This is a genomic window from Adhaeribacter soli, from assembly GCF_008727925.1.
Lineage (GTDB): Bacteria > Bacteroidota > Bacteroidia > Cytophagales > Hymenobacteraceae > Adhaeribacter_A > Adhaeribacter_A soli.
The window spans coordinates 214303-237922 of the sequence record NZ_VTWT01000003.1 but is presented as its reverse complement, the minus strand read 5'-3'; the positions used below and the strand labels follow the sequence as shown (position 1 = coordinate 237922).

Annotated in this window: 19 protein-coding genes and 1 pseudogene; 2 read left to right on the top strand and 18 right to left on the bottom strand. The window is 41.6% G+C overall.

What is annotated here, in order from left to right:
• The first annotated feature begins 13 nt into the window (after window positions 1-13).
• The gene (locus F0P94_RS07195) at window positions 14-2095 is read left to right on the top strand and encodes a copper-translocating P-type ATPase (RefSeq protein ID WP_150903199.1); all 2082 of its coding nucleotides are present in this window, start codon (window positions 14-16) and stop codon (window positions 2093-2095) included.
• 55 nt (window positions 2096-2150) lie between these two features.
• Here F0P94_RS07195 and F0P94_RS07190 read toward each other — a convergent pair whose 3' ends face one another.
• The 15 genes and pseudogenes from F0P94_RS07190 to F0P94_RS07130 all read right to left on the bottom strand — a co-directional run bounded on the left by F0P94_RS07190 (window position 2151) and on the right by F0P94_RS07130 (window position 19237).
• On the bottom strand, window positions 2151-2360 hold the full coding sequence (locus F0P94_RS07190; protein ID WP_150903198.1) for a heavy-metal-associated domain-containing protein: 210 nt from the start codon (window positions 2358-2360) through the stop codon (window positions 2151-2153).
• 118 nt (window positions 2361-2478) lie between these two features.
• Window positions 2479-4518, bottom strand: coding sequence for a heavy metal translocating P-type ATPase (locus F0P94_RS07185; RefSeq protein WP_150903197.1), 2040 nt, complete (start codon window positions 4516-4518; stop codon window positions 2479-2481).
• 21 nt (window positions 4519-4539) lie between these two features.
• The gene (locus tag F0P94_RS19860; RefSeq protein ID WP_225307154.1) at window positions 4540-4752 is read right to left on the bottom strand and encodes a GDCCVxC domain-containing (seleno)protein; all 213 of its coding nucleotides are present in this window, start codon (window positions 4750-4752) and stop codon (window positions 4540-4542) included.
• Between the two features lie 57 nt (window positions 4753-4809).
• Window positions 4810-5148 (bottom strand): annotated as a pseudogene (locus tag F0P94_RS19855) (MerC domain-containing protein); the annotation flags it as partial.
• Window positions 5138-5515 carry a DUF3703 domain-containing protein gene (locus F0P94_RS07175; protein ID WP_150903195.1) on the bottom strand — a complete coding sequence of 126 codons (378 nt, stop codon included), beginning with the start codon at window positions 5513-5515 and terminating at the stop codon, window positions 5138-5140. The gene F0P94_RS07175 and the pseudogene F0P94_RS19855, both read right to left, overlap by 11 nt.
• 68 nt (window positions 5516-5583) lie before the next feature.
• Window positions 5584-5997, bottom strand: a complete 414-nt coding sequence (locus F0P94_RS07170; RefSeq protein ID WP_150903194.1) for a Fur family transcriptional regulator — start codon at window positions 5995-5997, stop codon at window positions 5584-5586.
• Window positions 5998-6007: 10 nt separating this feature from the next.
• Complete coding sequence (locus tag F0P94_RS07165) at window positions 6008-7018, bottom strand: efflux RND transporter periplasmic adaptor subunit (RefSeq protein WP_225307144.1); 1011 nt, start codon at window positions 7016-7018, stop codon at window positions 6008-6010.
• A gap of 285 nt (window positions 7019-7303) precedes the next feature.
• On the bottom strand, window positions 7304-11683 hold the full coding sequence (locus F0P94_RS07160) for a CusA/CzcA family heavy metal efflux RND transporter (protein ID WP_150903192.1): 4380 nt from the start codon (window positions 11681-11683) through the stop codon (window positions 7304-7306).
• A gap of 97 nt (window positions 11684-11780) precedes the next feature.
• Entirely contained in the window at window positions 11781-12101 is a 321-nt protein-coding gene (locus tag F0P94_RS20025) for a DUF6660 family protein (RefSeq protein WP_394349673.1), read from the bottom strand.
• A gap of 292 nt (window positions 12102-12393) precedes the next feature.
• On the bottom strand, window positions 12394-13122 hold the full coding sequence (qatD, locus tag F0P94_RS07155; protein ID WP_150903191.1) for a Qat anti-phage system TatD family nuclease QatD: 729 nt from the start codon (window positions 13120-13122) through the stop codon (window positions 12394-12396).
• Between the two features lie 4 nt (window positions 13123-13126).
• On the bottom strand, window positions 13127-14458 hold the full coding sequence (gene qatC / locus F0P94_RS07150) for a Qat anti-phage system QueC-like protein QatC (RefSeq protein WP_150903190.1): 1332 nt from the start codon (window positions 14456-14458) through the stop codon (window positions 13127-13129).
• A 1-nt stretch (window position 14459) separates the two neighbouring features.
• Complete coding sequence (gene qatB, locus F0P94_RS07145; RefSeq protein WP_191906957.1) at window positions 14460-15176, bottom strand: Qat anti-phage system associated protein QatB; 717 nt, start codon at window positions 15174-15176, stop codon at window positions 14460-14462.
• A gap of 159 nt (window positions 15177-15335) precedes the next feature.
• Window positions 15336-17198, bottom strand: a complete 1863-nt coding sequence (locus F0P94_RS07140) for a KAP family P-loop NTPase fold protein (protein WP_150903188.1) — start codon at window positions 17196-17198, stop codon at window positions 15336-15338.
• A 943-nt stretch (window positions 17199-18141) separates the two neighbouring features.
• Window positions 18142-18492 carry a cyclic-phosphate processing receiver domain-containing protein gene (locus tag F0P94_RS07135; protein ID WP_150903187.1) on the bottom strand — a complete coding sequence of 117 codons (351 nt, stop codon included), beginning with the start codon at window positions 18490-18492 and terminating at the stop codon, window positions 18142-18144.
• A gap of 145 nt (window positions 18493-18637) precedes the next feature.
• Window positions 18638-19237, bottom strand: coding sequence for a PH domain-containing protein (locus tag F0P94_RS07130; protein WP_191906956.1), 600 nt, complete (start codon window positions 19235-19237; stop codon window positions 18638-18640).
• 149 nt (window positions 19238-19386) lie between these two features.
• On the opposite strand from F0P94_RS07130, the gene F0P94_RS07125 reads away from it, so the two are divergent.
• A protein-coding gene (locus F0P94_RS07125) for an IS3 family transposase (RefSeq protein WP_317133058.1) occupies window positions 19387-20534 on the top strand; the annotation gives its coding sequence in 2 pieces (ribosomal slippage) (window positions 19387-19648 and window positions 19648-20534; 1149 coding nt in all).
• A 396-nt stretch (window positions 20535-20930) separates the two neighbouring features.
• Here F0P94_RS07125 and F0P94_RS07120 read toward each other — a convergent pair.
• The 3 genes from F0P94_RS07120 to F0P94_RS07110 all read right to left on the bottom strand — a co-directional run bounded on the left by F0P94_RS07120 (window position 20931) and on the right by F0P94_RS07110 (window position 23593).
• The gene (locus tag F0P94_RS07120) at window positions 20931-22016 is read right to left on the bottom strand and encodes a hypothetical protein (RefSeq protein WP_150903185.1); all 1086 of its coding nucleotides are present in this window, start codon (window positions 22014-22016) and stop codon (window positions 20931-20933) included.
• A gap of 319 nt (window positions 22017-22335) precedes the next feature.
• On the bottom strand, window positions 22336-22974 hold the full coding sequence (locus tag F0P94_RS07115; RefSeq protein ID WP_150903184.1) for a hypothetical protein: 639 nt from the start codon (window positions 22972-22974) through the stop codon (window positions 22336-22338).
• Window positions 22975-23077: 103 nt separating this feature from the next.
• Window positions 23078-23593 carry a hypothetical protein gene (locus F0P94_RS07110; protein WP_150903183.1) on the bottom strand — a complete coding sequence of 172 codons (516 nt, stop codon included), beginning with the start codon at window positions 23591-23593 and terminating at the stop codon, window positions 23078-23080.
• Between the last annotated feature and the right edge of the window lie 27 nt (window positions 23594-23620).

The window sequence follows — 23620 nt, the reverse complement described above, 5'->3', positions numbered from 1 at the left end:
TAGCTGAGAATCTATGGATCATACCCATCATCATCCAGAAGAACATCATGCTCACAGTACAGCAGGAAAGCTTAAAACGGATCTTGCAGAGAAAACAGTGCATGCCCATGAAAAAGCAGGTGGTCATGCTGGTCACGGCGAACATGGCCACGATCACCACGCTATGAGGATCGACGATTTTAAAAAGCGTTTCTGGATTTCATTGGCATTGTCAATACCGGTTATTGTTCTAAGCCCAATGGTACAACACATTCTGGGCTATACCCTGGATGTGCCATACGCCATGTACATTGCCTTTGTGCTTTCATCAGTCATTTTCTTTTATGGTGGCTGGCCTTTTCTAACTGGTTTGTTAGATGAAGTAAAGAGAGGATCGCCGGGCATGATGACTTTGATTGGCGTGGCCATTTCGGTAGCATATGTATACAGTACCGCAATTGTCTTTGGCCTGAAAGGCATGGACTTTTTCTGGGAACTGGCTACGCTGATCGTGATTATGCTCCTGGGCCACTGGATCGAGATGAAATCAGTAATGGGCGCTTCCAAAGCCCTTGAATTGCTGGTGAGCATGATGCCTTCTGAAGCCCATGTGATTCGAAACGGCCAGATGGTTAATATTCCAATAGCCGAACTACAGAAAGATGACCTGATTCAGGTTAAGCCGGGAGAAAAAGTACCGGCAGATGGTTTGGTTGAAAGTGGAGAAAGTTATCTGAACGAGAGTATGCTTACCGGGGAAAGCAAACCTGCCCAGAAAGTACAAGGCGATAAAGTAATTGGTGGCTCCATAAATGGTAACGGTTCGCTGCAGGTTAGAGTGCAAAATACCGGTAAGGACAGCTATCTGAACAAGGTAATTAACCTGATACAAGAAGCTCAGAAAACCAAATCAGAAACGCAGAACCTTGCGGACAAAGCTGCCAAATGGCTTACCTATATTGCCCTTTTTGCAGGTTTTGGTACGCTGGCAGTCTGGTTACTAATGGGAGCGGAATTCGCTTTTGCACTGGAGCGAATGGTAACTGTAATGGTAATATCCTGCCCTCATGCTTTAGGTTTAGCTGTACCGCTGGTGGTAGCCATTTCTACAGCCGTTTCTGCCCGAAATGGTTTGTTGATCCGGAACCGTACCGCTTTCGAAAATTCCCGCAGGATAACCACCATTATTTTTGATAAAACCGGTACGCTAACCAAAGGCTCCCATGAAGTTGCCGAAGTGGTTACATTTAGTAACAATATCTCTGAAACAGAAATGCTCAGGCTGGCAGCAGGAGTAGAGCAACATTCAGAGCATTACATTTCGCAGGGAATATTACGCAAAGCCAAAGAGCAGAATATTCTGGTGCCAGCTTCTGAAAACTTTAATTACTTGCCTGGTAAAGGGCTGGAAGGAACGGTAGAGGGTCGGGATGTAAAAGTGGTAGGCCCGAATTACCTGGAGGAATTTAAGGTTGAAGTGCCTCAGAATAAAGCAGAAGAAGGTGTCGAAACAGCGGTTTACGTGCTTGTGGATCAGCAACCAGTAGGCTACATTAAACTACGGGATCAGATAAGGGAAGAATCAGCAACGGCTATTAAGGTATTAAAAGAAAACGGTATCAAAAACCTGCTCTTGACTGGGGACAACGAACGGGTGGCCAAAAGCGTGAGCGAAAAGCTGCAAATGGATGGCTTCCTTGCCAATGTATTACCTCACCAGAAACAGGAAAAGGTAAAAGAGCTGCAAGCCAAAAACGAGTTCGTAGCCATGACTGGCGACGGGGTAAACGATGCACCAGCTTTAGCCCAAGCGGACGTAGGTATTGCTGTTGGTTCCGGAACCGACGTTGCGGCCGAAACCGCAGACATTATCCTGGTGAACAGCAACCCGCAGGACATTGCTTCGCTTATACTGTTCGGTAAAGCCACCTACCGGAAAATGATCCAAAACTTAATCTGGGCAACTGGTTATAATGTTGTTGCTTTACCGCTGGCAGCAGGCGTGCTGTACAATTGGGGCATTATGATTTCTCCTGCTGTTGGTGCGGTTTTAATGAGCTTAAGTACTATAATCGTGGCAATAAATGCTCAGCTTTTAAGACGAGAAGTGATTTGAATTAAACAAAAAGGCAGCTAAATGGCTGCCTTTTTTATTGGTAAGCAAGGATTGACTATAACCTTTCGGCCTTATATCCAGCTTCCTGAATAATTTTAATTACTTCCTCTTCGCTAAGTTTATCAGTAGAAATAGTAAGCACTTTTTGAGCATTAGTTGTATCAACGTTCCACTTGCAAATACCTGCTTCCTTGTTCAGGAATGGGGTTACATTGGCAACGCAACCACCACAATTAATATTGGTTTTAAATTTTAAATAATTCATAACTAAAGCATTTAAGTTCTATTCAAAGATACCGACATGCCTTACCGAAAGCGTTACAGGATTTTAGCAGAGAGTTATAAAATTCGGAGGTACAAAAATTAACATGGAAGGTTATAATTTAAAACTTCATGCGCTGAATCCGGATTGCATTTAATATTGCCAGAAACGCTACGCCTACGTCCGCAAAAACTGCTTCCCACATAGTAGCCACGCCAAATGCCCCAAAGATCAGAACCAGGGCTTTTACGCCAAAGGCCAAACCAATATTCTGCCACACAATCTGTTTCGTTTTCTTCCCGATGTTGATGGCCGTAGCAATTTTGGAAGGCTGGTCGGTTTGAATTACTACATCAGCAGTTTCGATTGCCGCATCAGAACCCAGACCGCCCATAGCTAAGCCTACATCAGCCAGGGTTATTACCGGCGCATCGTTTATGCCATCGCCTATAAAGGCAACTTGTTTCCCTTGGTTTTTCAGCTCTTCCACTTTGGTTACTTTATCCTGAGGTAGCAGCCCGCCAAATGCCAGGTCTATTTTAAGCTGTTTTGCTATCTTCTGAACAATAGAATCTTTATCGCCGGAAAGCATTACGATGTTTTTAATGCCCATTTGGTGCAAAGTTTCTATGGTTCCTGGCGCATCTTCTTTTATCTGATCGGCAATGGTAATATAACCGGCAAATTTCCCTCCGATAGCCACCAGCACAATTGTATCGACAATGGCATCTATCTGCGGATCGTAGGCAATGTTGTATTTGTGCATCAGTTTGCCGTTGCCTGCCAACACTTCCTGTCCATCAACTTTACCTTTTAAACCGTGGCCCGATATTTCTTCCGTTTCCGATACCGTTTTTTGTTGGTAACTCAGGCCTGTGTGCTGCACAATGGCTGAGGCAATAGGATGGGTTGATTTGCTTTCCAGAGCTGCCACGGTGGCTAAAAAATCAGCTTGCTCAAGTCCATTGGTTTTAATCTCCTGAACTTTGAAAACCCCTTCTGTAAGCGTTCCGGTTTTATCCATTACAACAGTGTCGATGGTTGTGATCAAGTCCAGGAAATTCGAACCCTTGAATAAAATCCCGTTTCTGGAAGCTGCTCCAATGCCGCCGAAATATCCCAATGGGATAGAGACAACCAAAGCACAAGGGCAGGAAATTACCAGGAACACTAACGCCCGGTAAAGCCAATCGTTAAAGATGTAATCGTCTACAAAGAAGTATGGCAGCAAGGCTATACCCAAAGCCAGGAAAACTACAATGGGTGTGTAAACTTTGGCGAATCGGGTAATAAAGAGCTGGGTTTTGGCTTTCCTGGTTCCGGCATTTTCTACCATTTGCAGGATTTTAGACAAGGCACTGTCTTCGTAACCAGCAGTAACTTTCAGCTCGATTACTTTATCCAGGTTAATCATACCAGCCAGTACTTTTTCACCTTTGCGCTTCGTATCCGGTTTTGACTCTCCGGTTAGTGCTGCCGTATTGAACGATGAACTTTCGGTGAGCATTTCCCCATCCAGGGCAACTTTTTCCCCGGCTTTTACCTGGATCACATCACCCAGGTTCACCTGCTTCGGGTTAACTTCGGTAGCAATACCGTTTCTTAGTACCGTTACAATTTCCGGCCGGTTATCAATCAGATCTTTTATGGATTTCCGGGATTTGGCTACTGCTGCTTCCTGAAAGTGTTCGCCAATCACGTAAAACAGCATTACAGCTACCGCTTCCGCATATTCTCCGATGTAGATGGCACCCAGCGTAGCGATACCCATCAGGAAGAACTCGTTGAATATATTGCCTTTGGAAAAATTGGTTACGGCATGCCAAAGCACTTTCCCACCTACCAGCAAATAGGCAATCATAAAAACTGCTAACCTGATATAACCGCTAAACCAGCTTACCTCAAAGTAGTCGAGGGCAATACCAGTGAGCAATAAAACCAAACTGCCAATAGCTGGAAGGTAAGAAGTGGTTTCGTGGTCGTGGCCATCTTCATCTGTTTTCTTTTCCGGTTTGGCATCCGTACTGCAACAGGCATCGCCGCCTGGTTCGTACTGAAGACCGGTTTTAGGAATTTGGGGGCCAGGATGCTCAGCAGTGCGTGGAGATGTGATTTCCAAGCCTTTCGGCTCGTCTTGATTTCTTTTATCGTTGAGGTTCATAAAAATCGGGATAAGAATTAATTAACAGCAGCCTGCTCCGGTTTGGATGGGTGGACACTTCTCTGTGCCGTAACTGCAAAACACGCAACAATCGCCAGCCTTTGGTTTTAAAACCAGGTGGCAATTTTCACATTCATAAAAGTATTGACAAGCATCTGTCGGCATCGTTTCCTCTTTGCTATGCCCGCAATTTGGACAGGTAATGGTACTTTTTAAGTTGATTTCGCTAACGATTTTTTCTTGTGTAATGCAGCAACTATAATGTAACCTGTTGCGGTAATGGTTTACAATTGCTGAAATTCCAAGGCCAAACATACCCAGGTACATCAGGTAAATCCAGTTATCGTTTTCCAGAAAATGATAACTATAGAAAATCACAAGTGCGCTTGGTATGGCAATCAATATAGGGTACATACATTTGTGCTTCCTGTATGAAATAAACAGCCCCACAATTGATAAAGCCACCAGCACCTGGAAAACCCACATCGTCCAGCCGCCGAATAATTCGAACGTACCAAGCCCAAGTGCGGCCAGAATAAAGCCAAATAAGGGAAAGCAGCAAGGCGAGGCCAAAGCAGTAAGAAATAAACTACATGTGCCAATGGTGCTTAGGTTTGTATTAATTTTCATTTGTTTTTAATTTAGAAAGTATTGCCTTCAGATCAGCAGAAATTTCCATTGGTTGAAGCGGATGAACATTAGCACCACCGGTATTGCCTACGGGAATTTTACCGATAAAGGATTTAACCCCACCAACCAACAAACGGGGGATTTGGCCGGTTACTTCTTGCCAGCTTTTTATCCGGAAACCGAATTTGAGCATTTCCCAGTGCACAAAAGTATGCTGATACGGGAAAGCCTGCCCCAGGATATGTGCTCTTTCCAGATGATGAAAGGCCAGGGCAGGCTCTCCGTTTTGCCAGTTTATCAGGTAATTATCCAACTCAGTTTTATAAAATGGCTGAAGGTTATAAGGCATTTCCCAATTGAACTTCATACAACAGACATTTAATTGTTTGCTGTACAAAGCTACGTGGTAAGCATGTGCAACTGCATTGCATTTTATCAGCTGCAGTTGCTGCACTTGCCTTTCACGGTCAGGCTTATTTCTTCCGGTTGGTAATTTTCAGGTAATTGAAGTTCCGGAATCCGGGTTTTTGGTAAGCAGAAGGTATTCTGGCATTGGGTGCAATAAAAGTGCAGATGAAGATCGCAATAAGCCATGCCGTAACAGCTTTCCGGGCAAAGCGCATATTTTACGGATGATGTGCCGTCTTCAATTTTATGAACGATGCCTTTATCTTCAAATTTCTTTAACGTCCGGTAAAGCGTAATGCGGTCAGCTTTCAGGAAATACGTTTCCAGGTCGTTCAGGCTAACGGCAGCAGACTGTTTCAGAAGATAATCCAGCACCAGCAAGCGCATAGCCGTAGGCCGGATGCCTTTTGCCAGCAGATCAGTTTCAAGTTCTTTAACCATAGCGTTTTTATTAGTGGCCGTGGCCTTCTCCTTCTTCTTCGGTATTGTTCATTTTAGCAAGCAACGAATAAGCCCCTTTAACCACCACCTTTGCGGTATCGGCAGTATTCTCGGGTAAAAAGACCTCAGTAAAACCGAATTCCGATACACCGGTCATTATTTCCTGCCGCTCAAAGTCATACATTACCACGTTGTTTTCCTTGCGTTGGCCCTTGGCCAAAAACAAGTAGTTCTTTCCATCAGCGTGAACAATTGCCTCTTGTGGTAAAGCCAAAACCGAAGCCCCTTTTAGTTCTACCAGCGCATTTACATAGGTGTTGGGGATCAGTTCGTGGTCTTCTTCGTCCAGGTGGGCATGCACCCGAATCGTACGATCTTCTCTAACGGCTTTGCCGATCAGGTAAATGGTAGCGTGGCGTTCCTGGTTTTCGTTGGGCAGGGTGAATCGTACTTTCTGGCCCATCTTTATTTTGGCCGCATCCTTCTCGAAAATGGTTAGCTCAACGTGCAAATGTTCGGTATTGGCGATCATAAATAAAACGTCGGTAGGGTTTACAAACGTTCCTATGTTCACATTTACATCGGTTACATAGCCGGTAATCGGAGCAATCAGCGGAGCAGTTCGGGAAATATTGCCAGCTTGGATTTGTTTCGGGCTGATGCCGATCATGGCCAACCGTTCTTTTAAGCCATTAACTCTTGCCCGGATGGTTTTATACTCAGCTTCGGTTTGTTGCAAGGTTTTAGCGGAGTTTACATTTTCGGCCCGCAATTCTTTTTGCCTTGCCAGTTCCATGCTCAGGTAATCTAACTGGCTTTTATTTTCCAGGTAATCCTGCTGAATCTGAATGAATTCAGGGTTTTCAATAATGGCAATTACGGAGCCTTTTTTTACAAATTTCCCTTGCAGAAGGTCGGTGCTTTTTACGAAGCCGCCCAGCGGGGCACTGATGCTGGCCATATTTTGTGGTGGTACATCCAAAACGCCGTTAACCTGCAGCACCTGGCTCAGGTTTTTCATTTCAGGTTTACCAAGTTCAATTCCGGCAACTTCGTACTGGCGGGCAGTTAATTCTACTCTATTGCCCGGTGCTTCTGCGTGGCTTTCCTTTTCTTCTGTGTGGTTTTCTGTTTCTTCTCCGTGGCCTTCAGCTTCTGGTTTCGATTCTGTTTCTGAACCAGAACAGGCTATGAAAAAAAGGCTAAAAACTGCCGAAAATAGAAAGGTGCTTGCCCTTCTAAGGAGCAAGTCAAGGGTGGTTCGTTTATTTATATGGATAAAACGCATATGGTCTTCATTCAAAAATTAATATTGATTTCCTGTAAAAAACTCCAGGTCTACCACGGATTGGTTGTACTGGTTCACGATTTCGAGATGTTCCTGTTTAATGGTTAAAGCCCTGGTCAGGGCCTGTACATATTCTAAGTAACCGATCTCGCCAGCCCGGAAGGCTTTCGTGGAATTGCTCAGGATCAGATCGGCCTGGCGCAAGGCAGTTTCTTCGTAATAAGCCAGACTATTCTGGTATTTCAGGAATTGCTGCACCAATTGCACGTACTGCCCTTGTAAAACGGTTTGATTTTGCCGGAGAGTAGATTCCGCAATTTTCTCCCTGATCCTGGCTGCCTGTACATTGGCTTTGCCTGGGCCAATCCAAAGGGGAACCGATACGCCTACTTCAATTCCTGAAAAGCGATCCGACGGTCCAAACCGCTTCACTACGCCGTTTTGTTCTTCGATGCTTCCAATAAGCGTCTGGTTAAAATATCCTAACCGGAGATCGGGCAGAAGTTCTGCTTTTTGGAGGCTGGTACTTTGCCTGGCAATTTCGATCTGCTGTTTCAGGTAACTTAAATTCGGATTGTTGGCCAGTGCACCGCTATCGGCAGCGATAACCAGGTCTTTTCTTACTAACCTGGTTTCGGCTGCATCTACCGGTTCTTTGCTGTTAAGCAGGTATTGCAAATTAAGCTGGTAGGCTTTAAGATCAGCTTCGTTCTGGATCAGGGTAGCTTTGGCTCTGGCACCTTCCGCTTCGGCTGTAACCTGTTCCAGGTAAGTGGTTTCGCCGGTTCGGTAGCGCACCTGGGCAGCTTTTACGAAGGTATTCAGGAGGCTATCCTGGTGGAGGAAAATGCGGCGTTGGGCTTTCAGGAAAACTAACTGGTAATAGGTTTCCTTGATGCTGCGCACCAGTTCATTGGCCGTAACATTCTTTTGTAATTCGCTGCCTTTGATATTGGCCTGGCCCAGTTTTGCTTTGGCACTCCATACCGTTGGGAAAGGAATAGTTTGGGATACCGTAATATTATTATCGTTGGCGCTGCTGTTATACTGGCCGTAGGTTAGAGAAATATCGGTCTTGTTTATACCTGTGGCAGTTCGTTTCAGTGCCTGTTGCAGCTCTATTTCATAATTGGCCGTACGGATGGTACCGTTATTTTGGAGACCTATAGAAATGGCTTCCTGTAAGGTTACCTGCTTCGCTGGCTGATTCTGAGCATTGCTAATTAGTGGAAACCCAAAAACCAGAAGCAAGGTTATTGCTGCCAATCCACCCTGGTTGCCAGGTTTGTTTTTCATACCTCTTTCGAAATAAATATAGAGTACCGGTAAAACTAAGAGCGTAAGAAGGGTAGCCGTAATTAGCCCGCCGATCACTACGGTAGCCAACGGACGTTGCACTTCAGCACCTGCCGAACCGGATAAGGCCATCGGTAAAAATCCCAGGGAGGCCACGCTGGCGGTCATTAAAACCGGCCTTAAACGGTGTTTGGTGCCTTCTATAACCCGCTGATAAATATCCGTAATTCCCTCAGCTTTCAGATGGTTAAATTCACCGATCAACACAATACCATTTAATACCGCCACCCCAAAAAGGGCAATAAAACCAATTCCCGCCGAAATACTAAAAGGCATACCCCGTAACGTAAGCGCAAAGATGCCGCCAATGGCCGATAGCGGAATGGCGGTAAAAATGAGCAGGGATTGCTTTACAGAATTGAAGGTGAAAAACAGGAGAATAAAGATCAATCCTAACGCTACCGGAACGGCAATACTTAAGCGTTGGCGGGCTTCGATCAGGTTTTCGAACTGGCCGCCGTAGGTTACATAATAACCAGCTGGCAATTTGATCTGGCTTTCAACTTTACTTTTAAGTTCTTCCACCAGGCTTTCTACGTCCCGGTTTCGCACGTTAAAGGCTACGGTAATGCGACGTTTGGTATCATCCCGTTGAATCTGGTAAGGCCCTGGCTGAAAACTAACCGTGGCTACCTGGATGAGCGGAATCTGCTGGCCGTTTGGCGTGGAAACAAATAAATTCTGCACATCTTCAATTCCCTGGCGACTTTCTTTACTTAACCTTACTACCAGGTCAAATCTTTTTTCGCCTTCGAAAACCTGACCCGTAGATTGCCCGGCAAAGGCCGTTTGTACAACTTGGTTTACGTCTTCAACAGCTATTCCAAATTTTGCCAGCTGGTTCCGGTTATAATCAACCACAATTTGGGGCAAACCGGTTACTGTTTCTACGTACACATCTTCTGCACCTTCAACCGATTGAGCCAGTTTGCCGACTTTTTCAGCCTCACGGGATAGCGTTTCTAGGTCTTCGCCATAGATTTTTACCACCACATCTTGCTTAGCACCGGACATCAGTTCGTTAAACCGCATTTGGATGGGTTGCTGAAAGCCGAACGAAACGCCCGGAATATCTTCTAATGCTTCTGCCATTTTAGTGGCTAATTCTTCCCGGTTATCGGCCGTTGTCCATTCATCCTGATCTTTCAGGATCACCATCATATCAGCAGCTTCAACCGGCATTGGATCGGTCGGGATTTCACTTGAACCAATTTTACTTACTACCTCAACTACCTCCGGAAATTCTTTTAACAAAATAGCAGCTGCTTTTTGAGACGCATCTATAGTTTCCTGCATGGAACTACCGGTCAGAACCCGGGTTTCTACCGCAAAGTCGCCTTCGCTTAACGTAGGAATAAATTCTCCACCCATCCGGCTGAAAATTAATAAGCTGATGGCAAATAAGGCTCCCGCAATAAACAATATGATTGCTTTGCTGCGGAGGGCAAATTTTATCATTGGGTCGTATACCCGCTGAAAGAAATCCATCATCCGGTCAGAAATATTCCGTTTATGGTGGGTATTCTTGCTCAAGAATAGAGCCGACATCATAGGCACATAAGTAAGCGATAGGATGAATGCACCTAAAATGGCAAAACCTACCGTTTGGGCCATCGGTCGGAACATTTTACCTTCCGTTCCTACTAATGCCAGTATTGGCAGGTAAACGATCAGGATTATAATTTCCCCGAAAGCGGCTGAACTCCTGATCTTGGAAGCAGCACCGTAAACCTCCTTATCCATCTGCTGCTGGGTTAAGCGGTTTTGGCCGGTAATGGTGGCGATCCGGTGTACAATGCTTTCCACGATAATAACCGCTCCGTCTACAATAAGGCCGAAATCTATAGCTCCCAGGCTCATTAAATTTCCTGAGACATTAAACAGGTTCATCATGCTGATAGCAAAGAGCATGGCCAGCGGAATTACGGATGCCACTACCAACCCTGCCCGCAAATTTCCGAGGAACAGCACCAATACGAAGATCACAATGAGCGCACCTTCAGCTAAGTTTTTGGTAACCGTATTAATGGCGTTTTTTACCAGCTTGGTACGATCCAGGAAGGGTTCGATCTCTACCCCCTCTGGTAAGGATTTATTGATGGTTTCGATCCGTTCTTTTACTTCTTTAATTACTTTGGAGGCATTGGCATCTTTCAGCATCATCACGATACCGCCAACTACTTCGCCTTCTGCATTCCTGGTCATAGCCCCATAGCGGGTAGCATGGCCGAATTGCACGTTGGCTACGTCCCGGATCAGCACTGGTAAGCCAGATGCGTTATTCTTGACAACGATCTTTCCAATTTCATCCAGGTCAGTAATTAAGCCTTGCGTCCGGATAAAATAAGCGTTGGGTCTTTTGTCGATATAGGCACCGCCGGTATTCTGGTTGTTTCGTTCCAGAGCTGTGAAAATTTCGCTGATGCTTACGCCCATGCTTCTGAGCTGCTGCGGGTTTACCGCTACTTCATACTGCTTCAGAAACCCGCCAAAACTGCTTACATCCGCTACACCAGGCGTACCCAGCAACTGCCGCCTTACGATCCAGTCCTGAATGGTTCTTAATTCTGCGGCATCGTATTTTTTCTCAAAACCCTTTTTCGGATGCAATAGGTATTGGTAAATTTCCCCTAAGCCCGTAGAAACCGGAGCCAGTTCTGGCGAGCCTACGCCTGCCGGGATTTGTTTTTCAGCTTCAGAAAGCCGCTCATTGACCTGTTGCCTGGCCCAATATACATCTGTGTTTTCTTGGAAAACGATGGTTACTACCGATAGGCCAAACCGGGAAAAAGACCTGATCTCTTCTATTTCCGGGATAGTAGCCATGGTAACTTCTATAGGGAACGTGATTAATCGTTCTACTTCCTGGGTAGCCAAAGAGGGGCTGGAGGTGATTACCAGAACCTGGTTATTGGTAATATCAGGCACGGCATCTACGGGGAGCTGCGTTACCGAAAAGGCTCCCCAAGCGATCAAAGCGAGCGTAAAAAGCCCTACGATCAGCTTATTATGGATCGAAAAATGAATTACTTTATCGAGCATTCTCTTAAATTAAATTAATAGACAGATCATTGCTCTGGAATACTAAAGGCAGTACCAGCGCAATACATCAGCAATTGCTGATATGGAAAAAAGGCTATTAACTTAATTTAGGCGGTTGCCAGATTGAAAAGGAAAGGTCTAACCAGTTTGATTGCGGGTAAATCGGAAATTCGGTTTTGAATCCCACAGTTAGGGTTTGGAAATTATGAAAGGTATTCGCCTGAATGGTAAAACCACTGCAACAAGTACAAATGCACAGAGGAGAACAGGCATCTTCTGCGTGAGTCGGATGTTGAGCATCGACATGTGTATTGGCAGTGATAACGGACGAGAATGAAGTAGCCGGTTCCTGATCCGTGCAGGGCATGCAGGATATAATTATCAGGTAGATGCTCAATATGTAGTTGAACCACTTCATTCAATACAAAGATACTCAGTTTTGTTTAAATTATATGGTATTTCAAAACGAGGTGTATTTATTCAAGTGGATCCAATGATAGATTAAACTTGACATACTGAGTTAAAGTGGTTTTCAGCTGAAGATATACGCAAATGTATAACTATCATAATAAAAAGGCCAATTAGTAGATCGAAGAGTGAAAAACAGGAGGTTCATTTGCTAGGATTAGTCTGATTTAGAAATTTCTATAACCATTTTAATCATTCATCAGCCGAGTTATGCCTTAGTTATATTTTATACTGAAAATCTATTATTCTAGTAAAGATTTAAAATTGTTAAATATTATAGACCTTTGTGAATCAATACTTATATCCCGCATTGTGGCTAACTTTTCAAGAGTTAGGACAACGTCAGAAGGAAGCGCTGGCTTTCTTTCAACTTCTATAAAAGGACCATCTGTTTCAGTTAATAATTTATCGGAAGGTATATTTAATATTAACCTTTTGCCTTTGACTGAAGATGCCATGGCACTGTTAATAGAGAAGTAAAACCCAAACTCTACTGCTTGCTCTAACTCCCTAATGCTACCACTGAACCAATGCAAAATAATTTTCCCGGGAAAATTATTCCCGATGGTAGAAATTACATCCGAAGCGGTGCCTCGAGAATGAACCGTTAAAATTTTGTCTTTTGAAGTGGCACAAGAATCGAGTATGGATTCAAATATATTTCTTTGTTGTCTTTTTTCTAAATCATTTAAATTACCATAGTCCAAACCGATTTCACCAACAAACCGAGTCTTACCTAAATGTTCTTTAAATAGAGGTAATTCAGACTTCCGCTGCAAAGCAAGTTCGGGATGTAGTCCAATTGCTGCACGCACATATTTTAGATTTTTAGTAACTTGATAGGTAAAATCAAAAACGCTAGGAGTATTAGTAACAGCAATAGTATAAATTTTTAACGCCTCTATTTCTAATACTAGAGCTTCTGGTTTTGGATAAAGATCTAAGTGGAAATGGGTATCTATAAGGTGCATAAGATTAGGAAAGTAACCGGTCAACTTCTAAAAGGCCACGCCGGTAAACATCAGTATAAGATTGTAAATTTTCAGTTTTAGGAATTGGACCAGAGGTTAATAGCTTAAAAAATAAAGGCTTAGAATAATTTTTCATCTTATTTATGCCCATTTGAAAAGCTCGCGGATCTCTCCCTATATCTTCTTTATAATCCGGAATTTCTCGATCTACTTTATATACATAATTTTGAGGATCGTCAATACCACCGGCTTTCATAGCTGCCCGCCGTATTAAACAAGGCGTACAATAGCCACAATGTAGCTCAAAAGATTTATGCCATTGTTTATGATAGCCTGGCTTGGCACAGGAGATTGTGTTTTGGGCTTGGGCTTTTACAAAAGCTAGATCCTTGGATTTGTTTATCATTTCCCCTTTCGTTAGATATTTGTAAGGGTTGATAATTTCATTTTTCATTCCCAATGCTACAGCCATTTCCCTAATGAGAGATAAAAAATAAGGATGGGTAGTGCGGGTGCTTGAACTCCCCATCCGGGTATTGGTTAAGGGCACATTCAACGAAATGAGGCCGTTTTCTGGAATATACAAAGGGACGTCCTCTCCATAAGCATTTGCAACGGTCAGACCTAAAGTAATAAACAAAATCGACCTAGCACGGGAAGATCTTTCCTTTCCGCCAATATTAGCCCTTTGGTTAGGTTGAGCGAAAAAGAAGAAACTTTCGATCGTTCTACCTGGGTATTGTTTTTGAAGAGTAATGGTTAATGCCTGTTGCGTTTTATTTTCATAGCCTTGACTTTTATGGTGACCAACTAAAGCTATATTTTTATTGTCTTTTAATAAATCAGAAGCACCGATAAAAGAATCTAGCCCCCCGGAAAATAAGGTTACGGCATTAATTCGAGAAAATTCCAAAGTGCCTTGGTCTGGAAATTGTACTTCCCCTCGCTCGGATTGGCGGAAGTACAATTCCCAATGGTCTCCGCTTAAAAAGGATAGCATTTCAGCTAAATTTTCCTTAATAGCCTCCCATTTTGAAAGATCTTGTACCGGTAAATAAAGCTTAAAGCTTCTACTCCAGGCATCATAACCATGTCGGTTTCTTGCCACAAGTTGATCACTGGTATAAACTGCAAGTCCAAGATTTATTACTTCCCGCCTTACGTTCGTAAGGAGTAGTTTATTCTTAGTAAATTTCTTAATTATATCATGTGATATTGTCTTTACTTCGGTATCTGGTTCAAGCGCTGGTATAAGCATTACCTGATTAGCAGCATCTTCCACTATTCCAAAAGTATCTTCATTGCCGTCTCTCTGAATAATATTCCAGGTAACCATATTATTGTTCTAAAATTAAGTAAGCCTCAGTAAAAATATTATTAATCAGTAATTTACCTTCACCCCTTGAAAAATCCATGTTTAGTAATGATTTATTCTCAAAATCATAATTAACAGCTTCTTTAATGAAGTTTTTTGCTTCCTGCTCTTTAGCAAGAGCCTCATTGGCGGTAATTGCTTTTCGCTCAATGGCTAAACCTAACTGTTGCAACCACTTCTCATAAATATAAGCTTTACAACAATCCAGAATGGCTATACGGATGTCTTGTTCGCCAAGTGCTTCAAGCTTAGTTAAATCATCATTCTCCAACTCAAACTGTACATACAAATTTTCTAAGGCATCCAGTACAGCAGCCCGAGTATTTGCATCCTCGTTTGTAGCACCGGAAGGAGCAATTAAGTCTGCAATACTTGCAAATACTTTTGCGGCCGGCTGACCAATAAGATCGGCTAATCCATACCTTCTTAGGGTTTCTTCAAAACCATTTTCAGAAATGCTCCGGAGGAAATTACCTAATCGGGCAGTAGATGTTTTACCTACACGGGCAGCCCTTGAAGCTTTACGTGCCCCACCCATGGCCTTTACATATGCTTTAGCACCTTTTGAAATGGTATACCCGGAACTACCGGAAGCCGTTTTAGCCATGTAGCCTTTTGCTCCTCCCCAATTTCCGGTTTCTTCAGGGTTTTGGGGATTAATTGATGGAGAAATGGGCATTGTGGTAGGGGCCTGCTCCATTTCATCACTAGGATTGGGAGTAGAGGCCGGTTCATTAGGAGAGGTAGGTTCTTCTTCTGGTTGTACCGGAGGCGCCCAGGGTGGGAGCAATGGGGACCTGTTTTTGGGCCCCTTGTAGGAACTTGACGTACCCATAACTTAATTTATTTTAGTAATTCTACTTTTGGCGATTTTAGCAAGAGAAGTATTAGTTGTGTTTTCACTCCATTTTTTAAGAATGCTGGATCCAGTTTTTTCGAATGGGGATCCTTTGATTGCTTTGAGTAACTGAGGTATAGCAGTTGGAGTTAAATTCTCTGGAGCCATACTGGCTAGAAACTCTAACAACTGAGAGGTAAGTTCCTTTCGACTTTCAATGTAACCAAATAATGTTGTTACTAAGGCTTCTCGATAGACCTTATCACCCTCTTGTTTTATTTTCTGTGTAAGTGAATCGAATATTGCAGAGGCATCACCCGCATTTAATTGTCCCGAGTCACTAATTGCCTGTCGTTGAATTGCCTCACTGCTATGCATTAATTTTCCTAAAATAGTTTGAGCCAATGAGCTCATTCTTCGAGAAACGATAATAGAGGCACTTAATTGATCCCGCGAGAAGTAGAAATAAGACCTTAAATCAATACTTGATAGTTTGGGTTCGGATTTAAGCCAAGAATGCAGCCATGGGTCTTTTACCCAAAGTTCCAGCTCTGGAGAAATATCTGGTTCAGCGGATAATTCCGGATCCTGGCTTGTTTGATCCGGGGTTAGACAAGCGATTTCAAGTGTTTTAATTTCATTGGGAACACCATCTTGGGTAACTTGAAGCGCATAGAGTTTGGTAAAACTTTCTTTTCTAAAGTATTCTAAAAGCATTAATTTAGCTAAGATGCGGTTGTCAATTGCAACTTCCTTTGACTTTGCCATTGCAGCCCGCATTAGAAGCATATTCAGAAACCGTTTACTTTGTCGAGGATTACCATGAAGGTTGGCAGCAAGTACTGGAGTTATTTGTTGAGACAAAACCAAAGCGTGATTTAATTCGACAGGGACGTTGGTCAGTATCTTCTGGGCAACATCAAAATTGTAACTACTTCCGAAAATCGAGGTCGCTTTATTGGCTAAAACTGTATCCCTCAATTTTTGAAATTTTTGTTCATCTCTAATATATAATTTTGAAAAGAGGAGGTTTACATATGTTTCAAGTTCGGAAGCACTCATATGTGGGATTCTGATAGGGAATTGGATTAGTTTTTCCAAATAGTCCCGACCTACATCTAATCGTTCTCCTCCTGGAATTTCAGGGAATCGTTTACGGACGGCATATTCAATGATCCTTTCATCCGCACATATAATAAATGCCGAGTTTTTAGTGAAAAGGAAAAGTTTTATTGCTTCTAAGGTTGCTATAATGGTATCAGGAAGGCAGCGATCAAGATCATCAATACAAACTACTAGCCGCTTAATTTTAGTATCTTGTAATAATTGTTCAAATTCCAAGTGAAATTGGCGAATGCCCATTGTTGCTGATTCATCCTTTTCCTCGTCTTCCCTAAAAAGGCCTTCATAATCGGTTTCGGCAAGGCCTTTATAAATTTCTGTCGCACCTAAAGCAGCAACTCCAGCGGGCCCCATAGTAGCAAAAGCCATTCCCCCTTTTAACCCAAGCTTTAACATTTTCATTTTATCTATTCGCTTGAAGAGCTTAATGGCTAATTTTTTCGCCTCAGCTGTAAAAGTGCGTTTAGAAATAATTTCTTCTAAAATAGTGGACATTAAAACTACTTTAGCATCTTCATAACCCTCAAACAACCACCCATTAAATTTGATGGTAAGGATATTATTATCTTGGTCCAGCCTAGATTCAATCATACGTAGTAGGCTTGATTTGCCGCTGCCCCAGTCACCATATAGCCCTATAGTGCAAGGGGTTAAATCGTCATTTTTTACGATTGCTTCTACACCGTCAACCAAATGTTTGTAATCAATAAAATCTATTGAAGTATCGTTATCACTCCACATAATGTGTTCTAAAGATTTTCTTATATTGTGTTAAAAGGGAAAGGTAAAGAATAGAAATCATATTTGCCAAACTTAACATTTTTTAAATTTTCGAATTTGATCTGAAACACTATTGTAATACCAAGTAAGAGCCCATACTTAGGAGAATAGTGACCGTGTTTTTTGCATTTTGTTTGTGATTGTAAATTATTACTCTACATGAAATATGATTGCAATGTAATAGTTGAAATGTCCAAAGCATTTGGAGTGACTTTGATTATACAACTGGGTATTTACAAAAGAATGCTTGAAGGAATACCTATTAAGGAAATCTATAAGCAGTTTTAGGGAACAGGCTACTGAAGAGGCAAACGTTTTTTTAATATGGGAATCGTGCCTATCCTCGATCCCTTGTAAGTGTCTATTCAGTATGAAGGGCTGGTTAGTAATAAGGCCCTTTTACATTTCTCAAGGTAGCTTGTATAGCTATCTTAAATGATATTGACTGGCTAGGTGCCTTTAATGCAATCTTGGTTGTGGCATTTTTTAATAAAACTTTGCACTCCCAATTTATTCATTGTTGATGGCCCAAAGGAAGAAAATTGTGTTTGGCAGGCTGGCAAAGAAATGCATAAACTACAAAGGAAGACCTTTACAGAAGTACGGATATTGCAGTTAGCTGTGGAAGAGCGAAATTAAATCGCTGTACGCAAATGTGTCGCTTTATAAATAAATAAGGCCTTTACAGCGAAGTAAAGGCCTTTTCAGTAGACCGAAGGAGTGAAATACCGAACTTTATCCACTTGGATTTAGCTTCAATTAGGGAATTTATTTATTAGATTAACAATCCTGGGTAAGCTGCTGCCGGGAGATTTACTTGTTGATCCTGGTCAATTATTTAGACAGTTGTAGAAAAGTATTGGTTTTATGGAAGGAATACAACCTTGTTAAAGTAAAGGTTTTGCTAATCATCGTTGTTTTCATTCTTTAAAAATATTATGTAATTATCTAGAAGCCCTTGTATTTGACTGGCTGCAACCGGATTTGCGGAATGCACATAAAACTTAAGTTCGGACAGGTCTAATCCTGAGTCATATACTAACCATTTTGCAGCTGCATATCCGTCTGGTGCAATATTGCCATTTGTGTCTAACCCTAGGTCATTGTCAAAGCTAATGTAACCTGGCAACCCCTTTTGCAGGATTGTAGATTTAAAATCCTCAAAATTCCTAACAATAATAAAGTCTTCGTCAGTTAGGTTGGAATATACCATTTCTACAGTCCTTATATCGTCAAGAAAAAGTTTGTATTTCATGTTAATTGGTGCCTAACGGGTTCGCTATGCGGTCGGCTGGGAGGCAGTCCGCAGGACATAACTACCTGATGACCGCTTGCAAAAAGTAATGCAGTAACTACCGGATTAAAACCAAACTACTGTATAGTCATTGTTAGTGTGCGTTTTATAATTTTTCAAGCAATTTTTTCTTTTGCTCGCTAAACTCTAAGTCTGTCAATATTCCATTTTCTTTTAGTTTACCAAGCTTCTCAAGCTGGTCAAGTATGCTTGGTTCTGGCTTAATCTGAGTTGCTGGATCTTTGGGCCTAGATGATTTATCTCTTACGAATTCAGCGAATTTTCTTGCTGAAGACTTTTCCACATTCTCAATAGTCGCAATATTGCCTGTAGTATGGATTTTTACAGTTCCAAAAATTAATCCTGTTTCATATAGAATAGAACTTATCTTGTCAAGTGGAAAATCCTCTACTTTTAGACCATATAATAATCCTTTGTCAATAAATATTAAACGTCTATTAGTTGATACTAGAATTCCTTGTCCCTTATTATAAGTCCCTTGTATAATATTGTCTATTTTTTCGTTATGAGCTAATATATTCGGCAATTCATTAATTTCTTTTCTCCCAAAAAAAGTTGAAATATTGTCTAAGTTTAGACTTTTTATTTCAGCTTTGATTTCTTCTAATCTTGAATTCTTTGATCTGTCCTCAACTACTTTTTCTTGTAAAAGATTTTGAATGTCGACAAGTGAATGCTTTTTCAACTTAAATGCTACACTTGGATTAGCTTTGTTAATTCTCTTGTAACAGGACATACATACTACTCCTCCGTCACTTAGTTTTCCTGTGTAAGTATCCCTAAAACTGAGACAGTTTAAAAGTAGACAGAAATGTTTAATTTTAAACTGTTAAGATGAAAAAGACAAGATTTACCGAAAGCCAGATCGTAAAGGCTTTAAAGGAGCACGAAGCAGGCCGTAAGGCCGAGGACATTTGCCGTGAGCTTGAGATCAGCCGTGCGGCCTTTTACAAGTGGAAGAGCCGTTACGGAGGTATGGAAGCCTCGGATGTGCAGCGGCTCAAAGAACTGGAGGAAGAAAACCAGCGGCTCAAGAAGATGTTCGATGACCTGAGCCTGGATCATGCTATTCTCAAGGAAGTGATCACAAAAAAAGGCTGGGGCCCTGGCAGCAAAAAGCTTTAGCGGATGAACTTGTCTCCGAGCATAGCTTATCGGTTACCAGGGCCTGCAGCTTAAGCGGGCTATCTCGCTCGAAGTACTATTATAAAAGCTGCCGGGATGATTCAGAAGTAATCACCGCCTTGCAGGAACTGGCTACTGCGCATCCGGCCTATGGCTTCAGAAAGCTGCTCTCTTGCCTGCGAAGGAAGGGCAATGCCTGGAACCACAAGCGCGTGTACCGGGTCTATAAGCTGCTGAAGCTAAATAAGAAGAGAAGAGGTAAGCGCCGGCTGCCGACCCGGGTAAAACAGCCTTTGGTGCAGCAGCAGGAACTGAATAGCAGCTGGAGCATGGACTTTATGAGCGATTCACTGGCTTCGGGCAATAAGTTCCGGACCCTGAACGTGATTGATGATTGTAACCGGGAAGCGCTGGCCATTGAAGTAGCTACCTCTATCGGAGCTAAAAGCGTTGTCCGCACGCTGGAGCAGCTTATAGACTGGCGGGGAAAGCCCAAAACTATCAGAGTAGACAACGGTCCGGAGTTTACCAGCGCAGACTTTACCTTATGGTGTGAAAAAGAAAGGATCGGCATACAGTTTACCCAGCCGGGCAAGCCGATGCAGAATGGCTTTATCGAACGCTTCAACGGCAGTTATCGCCGGGAGATACTCGATAGTTACCTTTTCTTTGACTTGGATGAGGTCCGGCAGCTGACAAATGATTGGATAGAGCATTACAATACCCAGAGGCCGCACGAAGCGCTGGCAAACCACACGCCAAAAGAATGGCCGCTAAAAAAAGGAAGTGGAAATATGGAAAACCTGACCAGCCTCGCAAGGCCAGACCAAAAGGTTTACCACATTCCCACTTCATAGTAGTGGTAGTAGTTGATTTTTAAAAAGTCTACTTTTGAACTGTCCTGAAAATGGGGTACTTACACCTGCGCCGAAGGTTGGAGTATTCATAAATTTCAACTCTATTGAACATAAAATACAACTGCTCATATTTTTTCTATTTTTTAAATGTGTGCTAACGGTTTGCGGCTTGGCGCAGGCAGGGATTTTACCACCCAACTTTCTGCGAAGCCGTATGTTTAAATTTACGAGTATCTGTCAAACGGAGAACGTCAACCCACTTGCGCTAAGCCGCAGTTAGTGGTTTGGATTTTATCCTTTCGTCAATGCCGTTTTTTCTGCTCATTTTTGGGCATACTACACCGCAAAACACAACTTATACAGCCTTAAATATAATGCCGAAAAAAATGCCATTTTTCAGTTGGGACTTGTGATGTTTCTTTTAGAAATATGCGTTTCTATTTCAGTAATCACGTCTGATAAATGATAACCTTCTGTAACAACAATAAACTTTATCCCATTCTTTTTTGATAGTTTTATTTTCCTCTCATCTCTCTCAACATTTTTCAAATAGGCTACTTCGCCTCCAAAGAATTCAACAGGTTCGAAGTGTTGCTTCCCGTGATATTCGATTGCAATCTTCCAAATAAGAAACCAAATGTCATAATGTTGTCTTCCTAACCAAATTGGTTGTCCGTGTTGCATTACTTTGGTTTGAGCAAAGTGAGTTTCTAACTTTCTGAATAATTCTGTTTCAGATACCCATCCTTCGCCAATCAATGGAATTCCTAAATCCTCTCTTGTTTGGTTTTCGGCTGTCTTAGAAAGTTCTTTTGAAAGATTTAGGTATTCATTTATACTGTAAAAGCATTCTGTTTTCAAATTTATTTTGGGCGAATTCCAAATAGGCGCACCATTAAAAAGTGAATGTTCATACAAATGAAAATTAGTCTGCCATTTTTCAAATATCTTAAACCAACCTCCATTATTGCTTCCATACTCTGAAAAAACTTTTCTCACTTTGTCTTTGTATAAAATGTGATTAGACTTAATGATTTTTGTTTTCCGTCCACCAGCCATAAGTAAAAGGTCTAAAGGATTAGCCTCTACGTTTATGTGGCGTTGAATATTTAGGCGTAAATTAGACATGTGAGTTAATGTGCCGTACGCTTCTTGAGGTTCGGTTTTTTCTAAGTATTCTTCATATTTTCCTAACCCAAGCAAACAATCATATGCCCAATACTTGCAATAGTCTGATAAATCTTTTTCGTGAAAATATAATTCAGACAAGTATAACAAGAACTCACTAAGATTTTCAAAACCTTTTTCTCCCCAATTAGCTAATAATTCCGATGTGTAAGCAAACACATAACTAATGTTGCCGTCCACATTAATGTATGTTCCTTTGGATAGGCTTTTCTTTACCTCTTTGTAAAACACAAGTTGAGCTGAGGTCATATCTCGCTCGGTTGCGTAGTATCGACGAAATGCTGGAATTTCCATTGTTAGTAGCAGTTTATTCTTCCCCCTCATTAGGTTAAATTCTTTTGTGTTTCTGTCTTGTCATTGTTTAGTTTCCGTATGTGAAATTTTAGTTTTTAGGTGTCGCCCTAAACTGACCGCTAACGGTTGGGCTTTGCGACGGGCGGGAAACTTGCCTGAAGATTAGTGACCTATTGGTTTTTAGTTATTGAAGGTTAACAAAATTTCAAATGGCACGATAACCTGACTGGCGTGAAGCTTTGGTTAGAGCTTGTGTTTTATTTCAGACTGTTTTCTGACTTTTTAAGCCACAAATTATACCATTTTATTTTTATCTTTTCTATCTACACCAAATAGCAATAGCTTGGTCAAATTGCACATGGCATGAATTCGTCCACCATTTGAACGGGTATCTTCCTTTTTGTGTCACATTAAGATCAATAATTGAATTCCATGATAAAACTATAGGTTTATCGCCAGAAGGGTCGAGAAATAACAATCTTGAAATTCCTTTTTCATTATTTTCTTCAAATCCAACCGCAAGCATCCAATGCCCACCACCTGAAAAGTTAATTCCAACAATAACAGGGTGATTTTCTCTTAAATGATGAATTGTAAAATTAATTAAGTCCTTATTCTTAGTTTCTCTCGTTTCTGTGTGAATTAAACTACCATAATTGTCTTGAAGTATTTTTTCCAAATCGTCCAGGTGGGTTCCGTGTTTGAATAGGCTATCGTAATCATTATTTAATCTATTTATAAGTTTGCCTAATCTTTTTCGTCCATCTGTATTGTAAGCAACTACTTCAGTTCTGTCCGCTAACCCTAATGTTAAAAGTCCCATGAAAATACTGTAGGGCCCACAAGCACCATCAATCGATCCTTGGTTAAGAAATACTTCTTGCAAGTAATCCTCTCCATTATTCGCCTCTGGTCCACATTCTGTAGTTTCAAGGTGATCGATAATATGTATTGCCATAAATTAAATGTGCTCTAACGGTTAGTATAAAAGGGGAACAAGGCGAAGCTGAAGTTTGGTTTTTAAACCTTGTTGGCCGACGTTTTTCTTTATTTAATATTTTTTAATTTTGAATACAATTAATGGCGTCTTTAAAGCTATTGCTGTCTTTCCCTTTTACTTCTTTGTCAATATAACCATCTGCTGTGTATAATCTTATGGAAGTTATTTTCTTTGATAAAATTTTTTTCTCTATATCATCTGTAAAACCGTAGGAAACAAAGGCAACCCATCGAGTCATTGAACCTGCATGAATGGGATCTGCAACAATACTTTCAATATTAAATAAATCTACGGTTGAACCATCTTCAAAAAGTAATATCAATTTACTTTTCTGATGAATTGAAAAGATAGAAGTTGAACTATACCTGAATCTAATCCATTTTAAAGAATCTGATTTATAACCTTGAACAGTCATATTGCTACCGCTCCATGAATCCCTCCAAATCATATAGGGTTCAGTAATTATAACTTTTTTATGCGTAAATTTATCTACTTCATTCTTTTCGAATTTGCAGTTCTGCGCTATTAAATCAGTAGTAAGAAATAAGGCAAAAATTAACATTAATATCCTAGTCATTTGTGTTTAGGTTAATTCAGTGATTAT

What these genes read in the sequence shown, in the direction of transcription:
- F0P94_RS07195 (WP_150903199.1), top strand. Translation starts at nt 14, where the DNA reads ATGGATCATACCCATCATCATCCAGAAGAACATCATGCTCACAGTACA.
- F0P94_RS07190 (WP_150903198.1), bottom strand. Translation starts at nt 2,360, where the DNA reads ATGAATTATTTAAAATTTAAAACCAATATTAATTGTGGTGGTTGCGTT.
- F0P94_RS07185 (WP_150903197.1), bottom strand. Translation starts at nt 4,518, where the DNA reads ATGAACCTCAACGATAAAAGAAATCAAGACGAGCCGAAAGGCTTGGAA.
- F0P94_RS07175 (WP_150903195.1), bottom strand. Translation starts at nt 5,515, where the DNA reads ATGAAGTTCAATTGGGAAATGCCTTATAACCTTCAGCCATTTTATAAA.
- F0P94_RS07170 (WP_150903194.1), bottom strand. Translation starts at nt 5,997, where the DNA reads ATGGTTAAAGAACTTGAAACTGATCTGCTGGCAAAAGGCATCCGGCCT.
- F0P94_RS07165 (WP_225307144.1), bottom strand. Translation starts at nt 7,018, where the DNA reads ATGAAAAACCTGAGCCAGGTGCTGCAGGTTAACGGCGTTTTGGATGTA.
- F0P94_RS07160 (WP_150903192.1), bottom strand. Translation starts at nt 11,683, where the DNA reads ATGCTCGATAAAGTAATTCATTTTTCGATCCATAATAAGCTGATCGTA.
- F0P94_RS20025 (WP_394349673.1), bottom strand. Translation starts at nt 12,101, where the DNA reads ATGAAGTGGTTCAACTACATATTGAGCATCTACCTGATAATTATATCC.
- qatD (WP_150903191.1), bottom strand. Translation starts at nt 13,122, where the DNA reads ATGCACCTTATAGATACCCATTTCCACTTAGATCTTTATCCAAAACCA.
- qatC (WP_150903190.1), bottom strand. Translation starts at nt 14,458, where the DNA reads ATGGTTACCTGGAATATTATTCAGAGAGACGGCAATGAAGATACTTTT.
- qatB (WP_191906957.1), bottom strand. Translation starts at nt 15,176, where the DNA reads ATGCCCATTTCTCCATCAATTAATCCCCAAAACCCTGAAGAAACCGGA.
- F0P94_RS07140 (WP_150903188.1), bottom strand. Translation starts at nt 17,198, where the DNA reads ATGTGGAGTGATAACGATACTTCAATAGATTTTATTGATTACAAACAT.
- F0P94_RS07135 (WP_150903187.1), bottom strand. Translation starts at nt 18,492, where the DNA reads ATGAAATACAAACTTTTTCTTGACGATATAAGGACTGTAGAAATGGTA.
- F0P94_RS07120 (WP_150903185.1), bottom strand. Translation starts at nt 22,016, where the DNA reads ATGGAAATTCCAGCATTTCGTCGATACTACGCAACCGAGCGAGATATG.
- F0P94_RS07115 (WP_150903184.1), bottom strand. Translation starts at nt 22,974, where the DNA reads ATGGCAATACATATTATCGATCACCTTGAAACTACAGAATGTGGACCA.
- F0P94_RS07110 (WP_150903183.1), bottom strand. Translation starts at nt 23,593, where the DNA reads ATGACTAGGATATTAATGTTAATTTTTGCCTTATTTCTTACTACTGAT.